The following is a 13,408-nucleotide window of genomic DNA, read 5'->3' as shown; positions in this document are numbered from 1 at the left end:
TGTGGAATGTATTTTTACCTAGGTCAATACCAATGATATGAGCTGTTGACATGGGACACCTTCCTTTGAGCGCTAAACATAGGTTAAGTTTAGCTGTGAAGAGGGACGTACCATCTCATTAAACCGTTTAGCCCAATTACTCTAAACATTTTAAAATTACCAATCAAAGTTAATTTTACTAATGCGTAGGAATAACTATGTCAGCCTTATGAGCTGACTGTTTGTACAGTTCATTAGGTTTGTCTAACTGTAAAGTATGAGAATGGCTTATTTGTCGTTATGGAAAGACTTAAATCTCTTGGAATTGCAATTTCCATTGATGATTTTGGTACAGACTATTCATCATTAAACTATCTGAAACGACTGCCCGGCGATACTTTAAAAATCGACAAATCGTATGTAGATGAGTGTCACGCCATCAATGAAGATGGCATTCAAAAACTACTTAGGAAACCGAATCCTAACAGAGAAAATTTGGCCGCATAATTCAGCAATGATTACTTGACCAATGCAAAGTAAAAAGTTAACCCTGCTATCGTTTGTGATTCAATACAACTGCTGTTGCCAATAGTAATAATAAAACTAATGCAGGAACTGCTGTACCAAAAGCTTGTCCCGCTAATATATGTGAGGCTGCGGCACCAATTAGTGCAATCGTAAAGCCAGCATAACCCCACTGTCTAAGTGTTTCATACTTAGGCTGGAGAATAGCACCCGCACCAATTAAATAGGCGGCCCCTAAAATAGTTAATAAATATAACGGGTACCCCATCTCTTGTGTTGATTGAACCAAGGCTTCTTGCTCTGTCAGTTTTGCCACACCTGAAGCGGCCATGGCTAATGCAAATAAAATCGAAACGAAATAAAAGGTAATATTGAGTTTTTTCATGATCTAAATCCTATTTCTTTAAAAGTTATAAAGAGTTTAATCACTTACTTATTGCAACGAAATAGGCGTTAAAGCAATATTGCATTGCAAATTTGCAACAAAGGAAAGCGTCATGGATTGGAATGATCTCAAATATGTCATTGCCATTGCTGAATACGGCACATTAAAAGCTGCTTCTTCACACTTAAATGTTAACTCGACAACAGTATGGAGGCGCATTCAGCAGCTTGAAAAAAAGCTATCTGCTCAATTATTCATTGTGAGTCGCAAAGGCTATCAACTGACAGAAACAGGACAGTCCGTTTTAGAAAATGCAAAACGTATAGAGTCACTAGCAGATTGCATACTGATCGAGAGTGATTTGAAGCACCAAAAGGTGCAAGGGCTAATTCGAATCACCGCGCCTTCAACCATGGCGGCTATCACCCTGCCACAATGGATAAAAGAATTTAGAGAGGATTACCCTGATGTTCAGTTTGAAATCCTTGAAGCAAGTCAGTTGCTAGATATAGAGCATCGCGAAGCCGACATCGCCATTCGAGCAAGCCATGGCGCTCCACAAGCTCTTATTGCTCGAAAAATGCGAGATGTCACCTTAAGTGTTTACGCATCACAATTATTTTTAGACGCCAATGGTATCGAAGCTTCCATGCCACTTTCACAGATGAAACACCTCTACGCAATCGACTTTGTTCAAATGGATAACCTAGCAATACAATGGTATAAAAATCAGTTTAAACACAACCCTAAGTCTATCTACTGCAACTCAATTTCTACGGCTTTAAATGCAGCCCTTAACGACCAAGGAATAGCTTTACTTCCGACCGATGATTCCCACAATCTCGTTGAGCTATTTCGATTAGATAAAAAATACAACTCCTCTTTATGGATACTAGCGAACAAAGATTTACGAAATACTGCACGGATCAAAGCATTTTGGGACTTTCTAATCAAAAAAATAGATAGCTATGTTGTTCAGGGATGAAGTCATCTTGCCTTAGCTTTGATTACAACTCATCACTAGAAGGCACTTCAAACCATAACCAAAACATGTCGAACATCTCTTGTGTCATTTCGTATGATTTACCTTCTAAGTTTTCATCGCGTTTAAATGCTCGCGCAGCACTCTTCAAATAAGAAATCTAAGTAGTACAGTTCATAATCGATGCCATTATGATATGCCCATCCCTTCATAGCTACTCGCTCTTTTTTGTACCCAAAGCCGTGATCAAAGGTTTCTGGTACTCCAAGTTCCACCAGCCTTATAGCCCAGATTTTAAATAGCTCTTGAAGTATTTGAAGCAGTGCATCAAAGACCTCCCTTTCCATGTGTCCCCCCATATAGCGAGGTCATCCCCTCATCCATTGAAAAGCGAAAGGCGTCTTTTTCATGCTCTAGTTTTTTGGCATAAGTCGTTTACCAGAGCCAATAAAACTACAAATGATATAGATTTTCCCATACCCCAGCTAATCCGTTATATTCTAATTTATCAATGTAACTGACAAGATTTTGTCCACCAACTTTTCAGGTTTTTCTGAGCCTTACTAAATGTGACTGCCAAACTTCATGTTGACCAAAAATACTGAGAGGAGGTCATCATGAGAAGGCTATCTTCTGGAAAATGCAGTGGAATAAAAAGACCATTTAAGCTTGAAGAGATCTGGTGGATCAGAACTAGGCTTGAGATTGAAAACGATTTGATGCAGCTCGCGCTACTGAACCTAGCTATAGATAGCAAGTTAAGAGCGAGTGATTTGCTAAAGCTGCACGTTTACGATGTTTCTTCGCAAGGAGTTATCTATAACAGGGTTCAGTGCGTCCAGCAAAAAACGGGCACTGATGTCCACTATGAGATTACACCAAAAACACAGCAAAGTATTAGCCGATGGATCTTTGCAGCATCCCTAGAGGCAAGCAGTTTTCTATTTCCGAGTAGCAGACGCTTTGGGCAACCTATCAGCTACTCATTCTATCGTTCAATTATAAGGAGCTGGGCTGTAAAGCTTGGATTGAATGCTGACTATTACGGTACTCACTCCATGCGTCGCACCAAAGCCACTTTAATCTATGCCAGAACGAAAAACATCAGGGCCGTACAGATATTACTTAGACACTCGAAGCTTGATAACACAATTCGATACCTAGGCGCTGAGCTAGAAGACGCTCTGAGGTTGTCTGAGAAAACAGACTGCTGAGAGATAGGATCTGTTACAGGCTTTTCGCCTGAATAGCCTTTGCCCCATTATTGCCTAGTGTGTATCGATTACCTTCTCCAAAGGCTGTTTTTTTGCATAAGTTTCTCTATTGGTAAACGACCTTGAGAGTGTTGAGTTTCAAAAGAATTGTTGCTAGATTGTCTAAATGAAATACATTTCAACACCTACATTATTTTTCTTATGGTGGCGCTCTAATTAGAGCGGCACGGAATTCTTACATTCTTAAGCTGCTGGAAGGTAGCTAAGACTGTAATTTCTTTTGTATCTCCAGTAGCGATCTGTTTTAACTAGGAGATATACCCATGAACACAAAGCAAGATACTGATAAACCAGAAGTTATTTTGACAGGCGATAGAGCTACAGGCCCATTGCATCTAGGTCATTATGTCGGTTCTTTAAAGCAGCGTGTAGCTTTACAGGCAATTCATGAGCAAACTATTCTTGTTGCTGATATGCAAGGTCTTACTGATAATGCTCATAATCCGAAAAAAGTATCATCCAACATTCTAAATGTCGTTGCAGATTATCTAGCCGTAGGTATCAACCCTTCTAAAACCACAGTTTGCCTTCAATCACAACTACCCGCCCTTGCTGAGTTAACTATGTATTACAGCAATCTTGTAACCATCAGTCGGTTAGAGCGAAATCCAACTGTCAAAAATGAGATTCAAAACAAAGGATTTAAACGTTCGATTCCTGCTGGTTTTTTAACATATCCAATATCTCAAGCGGCAGATATAACAGGCTTTAAAGCATCATTAGTTCCTGTTGGAGATGATCAGTTACCAATGATTGAGCAAACTAATGAGATAGTGAGAAAGGTTAATTCACTAGCAGGGTGTGTTGTTTTGAATGAATGTAGACCTTTATTAAGTAGTGCATCACGTTTACCTAGTACAGATGGGAAAAATAAGATGTCTAAGTCGATGGGCAACGCCATTAATCTTGGGGCTACCGAAAAAGAGATCTCCGCAGCGGTAAAATCGATGTATACCGACCCTAATCACCTAAGGGTCGAAGATCCCGGCAATATCAAAGGAAATGTTGTGTTTACCTATCTCGATGCTTTTCATTCAGATGAGGACTATATCAGTCAACTAAAAGAGCACTATCAACGTGGGGGTCTTGGTGACGGTACAACGAAAAAAGTACTCGAAGAGTGTTTGCAGGACATGCTCCGACCAATAAGAGAGAGAAGAGTAGAGTTTTTAAATGATAAGGCTCAATTAGTTGATATTTTAGTGGAAGGAAGCCAAGTATCTAGAGATAAAACAGAAAAAGTACTCTTTGATGTTAAAGAAATCTTTGGACTCAATACTCTCTGAATAACTTGCTTTCAACTGCCAGCTTCGAGAAGAACATTGGCTAAACCTATCGAAGCTGTTTTCTTTATTCGAGATACTTTAAATTATGCGAATTTAGTAGAAATAATTAGTGTCGGTAACTCACTTTTGTCCAAAAACTTGTTAGAAACTGATCATACGCTTTCGCGACTCTAATAGTAGAAATGAAAACCCTTAAAGGCTTTTCACTGTCATCGTCATTCGGCGTGTCAACATGACGCATTTTGGGACAAGCCTAATTGGCTATCTGTTGCGGGATCAAAAAAGCTCACTGCCGTTTACAAATGCTGTGAGCTTTTTCTATTAGTCAACACTGCATCAAACAGCGCGCATTAACCTAAGATTCTACTCTTTGTACGATGCAATAAATTTATCGCCTTGCTTAACTAATGCGCCGCAGCAATGACAATCACTATTGTGATCAACCACTAAGCCACACGCTTGCATAAACGCATAAATAATAGTGCTTCCAACAAACTTAAAACCTCGTTTTTTCAGATCCTTAGATAGCGCATCCGACAGTTCTGTGGTCGCCGGTGGATACTCTCCAGGCTTGAGCCTATTGATGACTGGCTCATTCCCCACAAAAGCCCACACATATTGACTGAATGAACCAAACTCTTGCTGAATGGCGATAAACGCCTGTGCATTGGTGACTGTTGAAGCCACCTTTAGCCGATGTCGAATAATACCCTCGTCTAGCAGCAATGCATCAATTTTATCTTGATCGAAGTTAGCCACTTTGTGCACATCAAAATCGGCGAAAGCGTCCCTATAGCCTTGTCTGCGCTTAAGTATGGTGTACCAGTTCAATCCAGCTTGGGCGCCCTCTAGAGTGATAAACTCAAAAAACACCCTATCGTCGTAGACTGGAACACCCCACTCGTTGTCGTGGTAGGCGACGTAATCCGGCTTGGATACGTCGACCCACTTACAACGACCAATAGCTTTGCTATCCTCACTCATTACTTGGTACTCGGCGTCGGTATTTTATAGAACATTTTGTACAGTACTGGCACCACAATGAGGGTAAGTACAGTAGCAAAGCCCAATCCAAACATGATGGTTACTGCCATCGGTTTGAAGAAGATATCCGGTAACAGCGGGATCATACCAAGAATGGTCGTAATTGCTGCCATACACACTGGACGAACACGGCTTAACGCTGCGTCAACAACCGCTTTGTACGGGTCTTTACCAGTGCTCATCTCGAGCTGTATCTGATCAATCAGTACAATACCATTTTTGAGCAGCATACCGCTTAAGCTTAAGAAACCCAGCAACGCCATAAAGCCAAATGGAGTATTGAGGAGCAAGAGTCCGCTGGTTACACCAATTAACGCGAGTGGTACGGTCAACCAAACAATCAATGGTAGCTTCACAGAATTAAACAAGAACACGGTGATCAAGAACATGAACAGATAACCCATTGGCATCGAGCTAAATAGCGACGCTTGTGCATCACGAGACGACTCATACTCTCCACCCCACTCCAAGGTATATCCTGTTGGGAATTCTATGGCTTCCACTTTGGTTTGAATGCGTTTTTGCAGCTCTGCCGCCGTATCTTCACTCAATAAATCAGGGTCAGCAAAGACAGTCAGCATACGTTTTCTGTTTTTGCGCACAATGATTGGGTCTTCCCAAATAACGTTGTATCCAAGGGTAACTTGTTGCAAAGGAATATACTCATTGAGCGCTGGGCTCCAAATTTTAGCGCGTTCAATACTTTGAATATCGACACGCTCTTCCTCGGTTAACCTTGTCACTATCGGCATTAACGTTGTGCCATCGCGGTAAATACCAATGGTTTTGCCAGAGAATGACACCGCGAGTAAGTCGTCAACATCGGATTTGGTAATACCATATCGGCGTGCTTGGCTCTCATTGAACACAGGCTCAATGACTTTGGTTCTTTCACGCCAGTCGTGTCTTACTGCCGTCGCACCCGGATCGCTTTTGATCACGTCCATCACTTCTGCGGCTAAGGTTCTCATCACTTCAGGATCTGAGCCGACAATACGTGCTTCCACTTTAGCGCCGCCACCAGGGCCTAACTCGATCTGTTTGAGCTTAAAGTTCACTTCTGAATGATCGGCTTTAAGGTGCTCGGTTAAATCCGCCATTAGGTCATGCATAATCGCGTAATCGGTCACGCGAGTGGTGATCTCACCGTAAGATGCATAGCTTTTTTCTGGGGTGTAGGTAAGCATGAAACGCTCAAGACCTTTACCCGTAGAGCTGGTTATATGTTCTACGCCATCTTGCTCGTTCAACCATCCTTCAATGGTTTTCAACTTGGCGTTAGTGGCTCGAATATCGGTACCCTCTGGCATCCAAACATCGACCATAAACATGGGTGTTGTTGACGCTGGGAAGAAAGCCTGTTTAATAAAGCCAAATCCATACACGCTCGCACCCAATGCGACCACTAACACAATAACGGTTCCCCAGGCACGATTCATACAAAATGTCAGGAATTTGGTGTACACAACAAACACAAAACCGTCGTAGGTTTCGCCGCCTTCTCCTTCTTTTGGTGGCTTTTGGCCCTTAAAGAAAATATCTGCCAAAAATGGGGTTATCGATATTGCAGTAAACCAACTCAGCATAAGTGAAATGAGTAGTACGCTAAATAATGTCGCACAGTATTCACCGGTGGAGTCTTCCGACAAGCCTATTGGGGCAAATGCCGTAATGGCAATAACGGTCGCACCCAGTAAAGGCCACTTGGTTTGGTTTACAATTTCTGTTGCAGCCTGCAGCCTCGACTTGCCCTTTTTGGTCCCTATTATTATCCCTTCGACCACCACAATGGCATTGTCCACCAGCATCCCCAGCGCAATAACCAGAGCCCCCAGTGAAATCCGCTGTAGATCAATGGCAAAGTAGGACATGAATACAAAGGTACCCAATACCGTCAGCAATAAGATAAGCCCGATGAGCAAACCGGCTCGCACACCCATAAAGAACAGCAGCACAATAATAACGATCGCTACCGCTTGTCCTAAGCTGATAACGAAGCCACTAACCGATTTATCAACTTCTTTAGGTTGTGAATAAATTTCTGAAATATCTAGGCCAACAGGCTGCTGATACTTCAGCTCTGCAAGGCGTCGATCAACGCGCTTACCCACTTCAACCACATTGACCCCAGGGGCAAAGGAAATACCCATGTTCAGCGCCAGCTTGCCGTTAAAGTTCAATATGTTGGTTGGGACTTCTATGTAACCTTGCTTAACATCCGCCACGTCACGCAAATAAATAAGACCTTGCGCGCCGCCATCCGTTAAGATCAAATCACCTAATTGTTCAACGTCTGTAAATTCACCGGTTGGGTGTATTCTTAAATACTCTGTTCCAACGCGAATTGCGCCTGCATCAGACACCAAGTTTTGCGTCGAAAGTAGATTGTAAATTGTTTGAGGAGACAATCCTAAACTGGTCATGCGCGCAACAGAGAGTTCAATAAATACTTGCTCTTGCTGTACGCCCGATACTGCGACTTTACTTACGCCCGTAACCAGCTCTAAATCGCGTCGTAAATAGTCTACGTAATCGAGCAGTTCTTTGTATGAGTATCCATCACCAGTAACGGCCATCAGAACGCCATACACATCGCCAAAATCATCAATGACTGATGGCTCTCCCACACCTGGAGGTAGCTGAACTTTAAGATCGTTAACTTTTCGACGCAGCTCATCCCAAATCTGGGGTAGATCATCAGGGCCATAGTTGTTTTTCATGGTCACTGTGATTTGCGAAAGCCCACGCGTAGAGATTGAGTTCACCTCATCGACATACGCCAATTGTTGGATCTCTTTCTCTATCGGATACGTCACTTCCTCTTCGACCTGAACCGGTGTCGCACCAGGGTACTGAGTGACAATCATTGCATCTTTGATGGTAAACGCAGGATCTTCCAAACGTCCCAAGTCAAAAAATGCCATTGTGCCGCCCACCAAAAAGATCAGAGTGAGCATCCAACTGATGACACGATTATTGATGAAATAAGCCGCGACGCCGCGGGTGTTGCTATCGTTTTGTTCGTTGTTGGTCATCTGATCACTCATCACTTACCACCTCATCTTCAATATGCAAAGTGGTCGTAGCCTCAACCGGGTTAACTGTCATTCCATCACGTAACTGTGCGTTACCTGCAATGACTACGGTATCGCTCGCGTTAACGCCGTCGGTTATTTGTATTTCGCTCAAGTGCAAGTCACCTAAGGTAACTTGCTGTTTAGTTACCGTATTGTCTTCGTTTAAAACCCACACGTGACTGCCACCAACAGTCAACGATTGTCCATCTGGGTTAACCACTGCTTCAACCGGAAGCAATACAATGCCATCCATACTGAAGTCACTCGCCGACGCGTTATTTGTCACATCTAGCGCCATACCATCCAGAATTATTTCATCTTCGGGCATTGGCATAGTGAGTGTTACCGTATAGGTTCCAGTGGTTGGGTCTGGCTCACTGGTATACTCTTTTAAGGAAGCTTCATATTCGTTTCCGGTACTAGTACGTACTTGTGCATTGACCTGAGATTTCGGATTCATGTTGGAGATCACCAATTGATCGGGTATTTGAACCAACACCTCTACTTGATCAACTTTATGCAAGTTGAACAGAAACTCACCTGGTGCTACCGTTTGGAAGTTATCAACATCCAAACGGGAAATGATTCCATCAAATGGCGCGACTAACTCTGTAAATGAAAGCCTTAGCTTAGCAAGATCCAAATCCGCTTTTGCGATTGCTCGTTTTGCTCTGATTTCATCAAATTGTGATTGAGCAAGAAGCTCTTTTTCGACCAATGGTTTTGAACGCGTAAATTGGCTATCAATCACTTCATAAGACGCTTGGGCGTTCTCAACTTCAATCAAGTAATCTCTTTCATCAAGCTTGGCAAGCAAATCGCCCTTCTTCACGGTTTGGCCGTCTTTCGCGTTTAGCTCCATTATCTCGCCATTGATTCGAAAGCTCATGGCGGTCAAGTCAGCGGCAAGTGCGATAGCAGGAAAATAGTTGGACGTGGTGTTTTCATCTGCATTTATCTGCATGACTGCGACGTTAGGGGTATCAACCTCGCCTTCGATACCTGGTTTACTGCATCCGCTTAACATGACTGCAGTTGCGACCAACAGACTCAGGGTAGTTTTTTTAGTGTTCATCATATTCCCTGCTCCTTAACCCATTCGCGCACTTTCAAATCACTGGAAAGTGAATCAACACCTGTCACTACGATTTGGTCGCCATCAGCAAGTCCCGATTCCACCTCGCCGCTTTCCGTTAATGTGACTGCAACTTGTTCAATAGAGCCGTTTTCATTGAGACGCCAGACACACTGCTTACCATCGCAATCAAACAGCGATGTAGCAGGCAATGAGTTAGGCGTACCTTGAGGGATTTCGACTTCAATTTGTCCAGACATACCTGGGAAAATACTGCTGCCTTCAGGGCGCTGCATTGCCATTGTCACTTTATAACTGCCAGTTGACAGGTCTGACTGAGTATCTAGCTCGAGGAATGTAACGGGGTAACTGCTGTCTGGCTGTGAGTCAAAGCGCACTTGAGCCAGTTTTGGAGGATTAGCCTGAAAACTGAACAGTAAATAATCGGGGAGTTGGAACTCAATCTTTAGTAATTCTCGCGACTGAACATTGAGTACAGGCTCATTTGCATTGACCCACTGATGGTCTTCTGCAAAGACCAGAGAAATGTTGCCGTCAAAGGGAGCGACCATTTGCGTGTATTCGTAATTGGTTACCGACTGATCGTAGCGAGCTTGAGCCGCTTTATACATACCAACAGAATCATCGTAGCTTTGCGCAGAAATGACATTATCTTTAATGAGCGCTTCGGCACGCTCAAATTGCACTTCAGCAAGCTGAAACATTGCTAAGCTCTGCGCCTTAATGAGTGACGCTTCATCACTCATTAAAGTTGCAATGACTTGACCTTGCTCAACGGCTTCACCAGAGCGCACAGCAATATCTTCAATGCGTCCGGATACACGAAATGACATTGATGCTTTATCGCCCGCCTCAACCGTTGCAGGGAATTGGCGAGTAAAGCTTTGTTCGCCAACGATGACGGTCATTACTTTAACAGGTCTTGAACTTGGCTCTTCTGGCCAAGGCTCTGCTTTGTTGCAACCAACAAGCAGAATGCTGGCAGAAGCCAGCAATATCATACTTCGAATCTGCATTTTTTCTTATGTATCCAAATATTTACACATACTTTCAGAATACAACAAAAAAACGCTTTTACTAGGAAAGGGAACCAAACATAACCGTTTTTTAACCAAAATTGATAGAAACGGTCACTCTTAAGAAACTCTTACAGCTGCTTAAATGCTCGATTTACTTTAAACGACTCCGAGGTTACATGCGCTTCCATCTCGCGAATGCGCTTTTCGACCTGGTAAATATCGTCTTCGACATGATCCAAAACACTATGAGCAGATTCACCGGCTGACCATGGTTTCGCTTTTACACTGTGCTTCGCTTTTTGCTGATAAGTGTGAACGTCTCTTACATCCTGTTTATCAAGTAAAAAGGTAAACGCTGCGTAAGCAAGGATGATTAAAAATCCTCCCCCTAGCAGGGTTGCCGATACCACGAGGATACGAACCACCCAATACTCAACTTCGAAGTAGTTGGCGATACCGGCACACACGCCGGTAAGTTTGCCATTAGCAGGATCGCGATACAGTTGTTTTCTCATCGTTTTTCTCTCCAGCCTGGTGATTCGTCGTCCAATATTTTTTCGAGTGTTCTCACGCGATCGGACATTGCCGCTGCGCGCTCAGATAGCGCTTCCAGTCGGTCCCTATCTTCTTGACTCAGTCCTTTATTGGTTCTCTTAATGCTTCGGTAGTGCAGCACCAGCCAAAGCGGTGCTACAAAAATCAGAAAGATAACCAGAGGTGTGGTAATTAGTGCAGCGGTCATAGCGCCTCCTTGAATTAAGATTTATCCTGCATCGACTGTTTAAGTTTGTTGAGCTCTTGCTCAATCTCTTCCTCTGCCTGCAAATCTGCAAATTGAGCATCAAGCGATGGAGACTCAGACACTGCATAACTGTCTGCATCGGCTTCCAATCGGTCAATTTTCTTCTCAAACTGGTCAAATTTGGCCATGGCTTCTGCCGTTCTGCCTGCGTGCAACTGCTCCTGCACTTGCTTGCGATTACCCGCAACAGTTTGACGCATGGTTAAGGTTTGCTGACGAGCACGTGTCTCTAAAATTTTCGCTTCCAGTTTTTTGACTTCTTGCCCCAGTTTATCAATTGTTTCTTCAACCAAGGTTTGCTCTGTGTGCAGCTCCGCCACCACTTTCTGCAGTTTTTGTTTTTCGATCAGTGCAGCGCGGGCTAAATCTTCACGGGATTTGCTCAGCGCTAAACTCGCTTTTGTCTGCCAATCTTCAACTTGGCTTTCTATTTTTCCAACACGACGAGCCAACTCTTTTTTATCGGCAATCGCTTTTGCAAGGTTTGTACGCACCTCTACCAAGGTGTCTTCCATCTCTTGGATTATCAAGCGGATCATTTTGCTCGGATCTTCTGCCTTATCTAAAAGTGCACTGATGTTTGAATTTACAATGTCTGCGAATCTTGAAAAAATGCCCATAACGACCTCTCATACCATTTATTAGCGTTTATGTTATCTAGGGTTTCCCCTTGTTGCTAATTACTATTCAATATTGATGCCAAAAATATTAGCCAATAAAATCAATACTTTAATAATAAGTCACTTGCACATCAACTCAAAGCATGACAAAAATAACACATATGTGGTGAATTTAACCAAGTGAGAGTCTCATGCAAAACCGTAATATTATCGGTGAGTCAGCCCTATTTCTCGAAATGCTCGAAAAAGTCTCGAAAGTCGCAGCCATTCAACGACCGGTACTGATTATAGGTCCCCGCGGCTCGGGTAAAGAACTCATTGCTCAAAGACTGCACTTTTTATCTTCACGTTGGGATCAACCGTTTGTTGCTCTTAACTGCGCCGCACTGAGTGAAAACCTCATTGACTCCGAACTCTTTGGACACGAGTCAGGCTCTTTTACCGGCTCTAGGGGAAAACATGAAGGCCGATTTGAACGAGCGGAAGGCGGCACCTTCTTTTTGGACGAGTTGGCTACTGCGCCCATCGTGGTTCAAGAGAAACTTCTTCGCGTTATAGAGTACGGTGAGTTTGAACGCGTAGGGGGCAGCAAAACCTTAAAAGCCGATGTGCGTCTTGTCTGCGCCACCAACGAAAACTTACCTCAATTGGCAGCGCAAGGTGATTTTAGAGCCGATCTTCTCGATCGCCTCGCCTTCGATGTAATACATGTACCCGCATTATCGCAGCGACCGGAAGATATACCGTTACTCGCAAAACACTTTGCAATGGGCATGTGCCGTGAGTTAGGACTGCCCCTATTTGGCGGTTTTACCGACAACGCCCTAGCCGCATTGGTTGCTTATCCTTGGCCGGGAAATATACGAGAGCTAAAAAACGTGGTTGAGCGCGCGGTCTATCAAAACCCAGCTCCCAACACTCCCATCGGTGAGCTTATTTTTGACCCCTTCCAGCAATCTATAGATAACAATGCGGTCTCCGTTAATGAGTACGCAATAGATGACGCTGAACCTTCAAAGAATTCGATTGTATCGGCAGATATTTCCTTGCCCATAGAATACAAGCAGTGGAGTGAAAACAACGATATCGCTCTACTGACGCAAACATTAGAGCATGCCAAGCACAATCAAAAAGCAGCGGCTGAACTATTAGGCCTCAGTTACCACCAGTTTCGTGGCATGATGCGAAAATACAAGCTATAGGTAAAGGACAGCCAGCCTCCACACAATTGACATCAAGTCAGGTAATGTGCAGTAAACTAGGCTCTAGATCGGCTTAATGCTAAAGTGTCAGCTATCGGACGCTCTAGCACCACAACA

Annotated in this window: 14 protein-coding genes; 5 read left to right on the top strand and 9 right to left on the bottom strand. The window is 43.4% G+C overall.

Annotation, left to right across the window (positions count from 1 at the left end; all coding sequences use genetic code 11):
* Positions 1-279 precede the first annotated feature (279 nt).
* Positions 280-486: an EAL domain-containing protein gene (locus JQC93_RS20315; protein WP_205158445.1), complete on the top strand. Its 207-nt coding sequence runs from the start codon at positions 280-282 to the stop codon at positions 484-486.
* Between the two features lie 46 nt (positions 487-532).
* Here the strand turns inward: JQC93_RS20315 and JQC93_RS10860 are convergent, their stop codons facing one another.
* The gene (locus tag JQC93_RS10860) at positions 533-889 is read right to left on the bottom strand and encodes a DoxX family protein (protein ID WP_205158444.1); all 357 of its coding nucleotides are present in this window, start codon (positions 887-889) and stop codon (positions 533-535) included.
* A 112-nt stretch (positions 890-1,001) separates the two neighbouring features.
* On the opposite strand from JQC93_RS10860, the gene JQC93_RS10855 reads away from it, so the two are divergent.
* Positions 1,002-1,874: a LysR family transcriptional regulator gene (locus tag JQC93_RS10855; RefSeq protein WP_205158443.1), complete on the top strand. Its 873-nt coding sequence runs from the start codon at positions 1,002-1,004 to the stop codon at positions 1,872-1,874.
* Between the two features lie 122 nt (positions 1,875-1,996).
* On the opposite strand, the gene JQC93_RS20470 is transcribed toward JQC93_RS10855, so the two are convergent.
* Positions 1,997-2,218, bottom strand: a complete 222-nt coding sequence (locus tag JQC93_RS20470) for a hypothetical protein (RefSeq protein ID WP_328834511.1) — start codon at positions 2,216-2,218, stop codon at positions 1,997-1,999.
* A gap of 270 nt (positions 2,219-2,488) precedes the next feature.
* Between JQC93_RS20470 and JQC93_RS10845 the strand changes: the two genes are divergently transcribed.
* Both JQC93_RS10845 and trpS read left to right on the top strand, forming a co-directional pair.
* Positions 2,489-3,085 carry a tyrosine-type recombinase/integrase gene (locus JQC93_RS10845; protein ID WP_205158442.1) on the top strand — a complete coding sequence of 199 codons (597 nt, stop codon included), beginning with the start codon at positions 2,489-2,491 and terminating at the stop codon, positions 3,083-3,085.
* A gap of 323 nt (positions 3,086-3,408) precedes the next feature.
* On the top strand, positions 3,409-4,431 hold the full coding sequence (gene trpS, locus JQC93_RS10840) for a tryptophan--tRNA ligase (protein WP_205158441.1): 1,023 nt from the start codon (positions 3,409-3,411) through the stop codon (positions 4,429-4,431).
* Positions 4,432-4,794: 363 nt separating this feature from the next.
* Here trpS and JQC93_RS10835 read toward each other — a convergent pair whose 3' ends face one another.
* From JQC93_RS10835 to pspA, 7 genes are all read right to left on the bottom strand, one after another.
* Positions 4,795-5,415, bottom strand: a complete 621-nt coding sequence (locus JQC93_RS10835) for a DNA-3-methyladenine glycosylase I (protein ID WP_236009474.1) — start codon at positions 5,413-5,415, stop codon at positions 4,795-4,797.
* Positions 5,415-8,522: an efflux RND transporter permease subunit gene (locus JQC93_RS10830; RefSeq protein ID WP_205158440.1), complete on the bottom strand. Its 3,108-nt coding sequence runs from the start codon at positions 8,520-8,522 to the stop codon at positions 5,415-5,417. Before JQC93_RS10830 ends, JQC93_RS10835 begins: the two co-directional genes overlap by 1 nt.
* Complete coding sequence (locus JQC93_RS10825; protein ID WP_236009472.1) at positions 8,515-9,630, bottom strand: efflux RND transporter periplasmic adaptor subunit; 1,116 nt, start codon at positions 9,628-9,630, stop codon at positions 8,515-8,517. The genes JQC93_RS10830 and JQC93_RS10825 overlap by 8 nt, the downstream gene beginning before the upstream one ends.
* Positions 9,627-10,664 carry an efflux RND transporter periplasmic adaptor subunit gene (locus JQC93_RS10820; protein ID WP_205158439.1) on the bottom strand — a complete coding sequence of 346 codons (1,038 nt, stop codon included), beginning with the start codon at positions 10,662-10,664 and terminating at the stop codon, positions 9,627-9,629. The genes JQC93_RS10825 and JQC93_RS10820 overlap by 4 nt, the downstream gene beginning before the upstream one ends.
* 131 nt (positions 10,665-10,795) lie before the next feature.
* Entirely contained in the window at positions 10,796-11,182 is a 387-nt protein-coding gene (pspC, locus tag JQC93_RS10815; protein ID WP_205158438.1) for an envelope stress response membrane protein PspC, read from the bottom strand.
* Entirely contained in the window at positions 11,179-11,409 is a 231-nt protein-coding gene (gene pspB / locus JQC93_RS10810; RefSeq protein WP_205158437.1) for an envelope stress response membrane protein PspB, read from the bottom strand. Before pspB ends, pspC begins: the two co-directional genes overlap by 4 nt.
* A gap of 14 nt (positions 11,410-11,423) precedes the next feature.
* A complete protein-coding gene (pspA, locus tag JQC93_RS10805; RefSeq protein WP_205158436.1) occupies positions 11,424-12,089 on the bottom strand; it encodes a phage shock protein PspA in 666 nt (221 codons plus the stop codon).
* A 191-nt stretch (positions 12,090-12,280) separates the two neighbouring features.
* Here pspA and pspF point away from each other — a divergent pair, with 191 nt between their 5' ends.
* Entirely contained in the window at positions 12,281-13,291 is a 1,011-nt protein-coding gene (pspF, locus tag JQC93_RS10800; RefSeq protein ID WP_205158435.1) for a phage shock protein operon transcriptional activator, read from the top strand.
* Positions 13,292-13,408 lie beyond the last annotated feature (117 nt).

Source organism: Vibrio ulleungensis, assembly GCF_016900875.1.
Taxonomy (GTDB): Bacteria; Pseudomonadota; Gammaproteobacteria; order Enterobacterales; family Vibrionaceae; genus Vibrio; species Vibrio ulleungensis.
The sequence above is the reverse complement of the archived record's forward strand: the minus strand, read 5'-3'. Positions and strand labels throughout refer to the sequence as shown.

What these genes read in the sequence shown, in the direction of transcription:
- pspF (WP_205158435.1), top strand. Translation starts at nt 12,281, where the DNA reads ATGCAAAACCGTAATATTATCGGTGAGTCAGCCCTATTTCTCGAAATG.
- JQC93_RS10855 (WP_205158443.1), top strand. Translation starts at nt 1,002, where the DNA reads ATGGATTGGAATGATCTCAAATATGTCATTGCCATTGCTGAATACGGC.
- JQC93_RS10860 (WP_205158444.1), bottom strand. Translation starts at nt 889, where the DNA reads ATGAAAAAACTCAATATTACCTTTTATTTCGTTTCGATTTTATTTGCA.
- JQC93_RS20470 (WP_328834511.1), bottom strand. Translation starts at nt 2,218, where the DNA reads ATGGAAAGGGAGGTCTTTGATGCACTGCTTCAAATACTTCAAGAGCTA.
- pspA (WP_205158436.1), bottom strand. Translation starts at nt 12,089, where the DNA reads ATGGGCATTTTTTCAAGATTCGCAGACATTGTAAATTCAAACATCAGT.
- JQC93_RS10835 (WP_236009474.1), bottom strand. Translation starts at nt 5,415, where the DNA reads ATGAGTGAGGATAGCAAAGCTATTGGTCGTTGTAAGTGGGTCGACGTA.
- JQC93_RS20315 (WP_205158445.1), top strand. Translation starts at nt 280, where the DNA reads ATGGAAAGACTTAAATCTCTTGGAATTGCAATTTCCATTGATGATTTT.
- pspC (WP_205158438.1), bottom strand. Translation starts at nt 11,182, where the DNA reads ATGAGAAAACAACTGTATCGCGATCCTGCTAATGGCAAACTTACCGGC.
- JQC93_RS10845 (WP_205158442.1), top strand. Translation starts at nt 2,489, where the DNA reads ATGAGAAGGCTATCTTCTGGAAAATGCAGTGGAATAAAAAGACCATTT.
- JQC93_RS10820 (WP_205158439.1), bottom strand. Translation starts at nt 10,664, where the DNA reads ATGCAGATTCGAAGTATGATATTGCTGGCTTCTGCCAGCATTCTGCTT.
- JQC93_RS10830 (WP_205158440.1), bottom strand. Translation starts at nt 8,522, where the DNA reads ATGAGTGATCAGATGACCAACAACGAACAAAACGATAGCAACACCCGC.
- trpS (WP_205158441.1), top strand. Translation starts at nt 3,409, where the DNA reads ATGAACACAAAGCAAGATACTGATAAACCAGAAGTTATTTTGACAGGC.
- JQC93_RS10825 (WP_236009472.1), bottom strand. Translation starts at nt 9,630, where the DNA reads ATGATGAACACTAAAAAAACTACCCTGAGTCTGTTGGTCGCAACTGCA.
- pspB (WP_205158437.1), bottom strand. Translation starts at nt 11,409, where the DNA reads ATGACCGCTGCACTAATTACCACACCTCTGGTTATCTTTCTGATTTTT.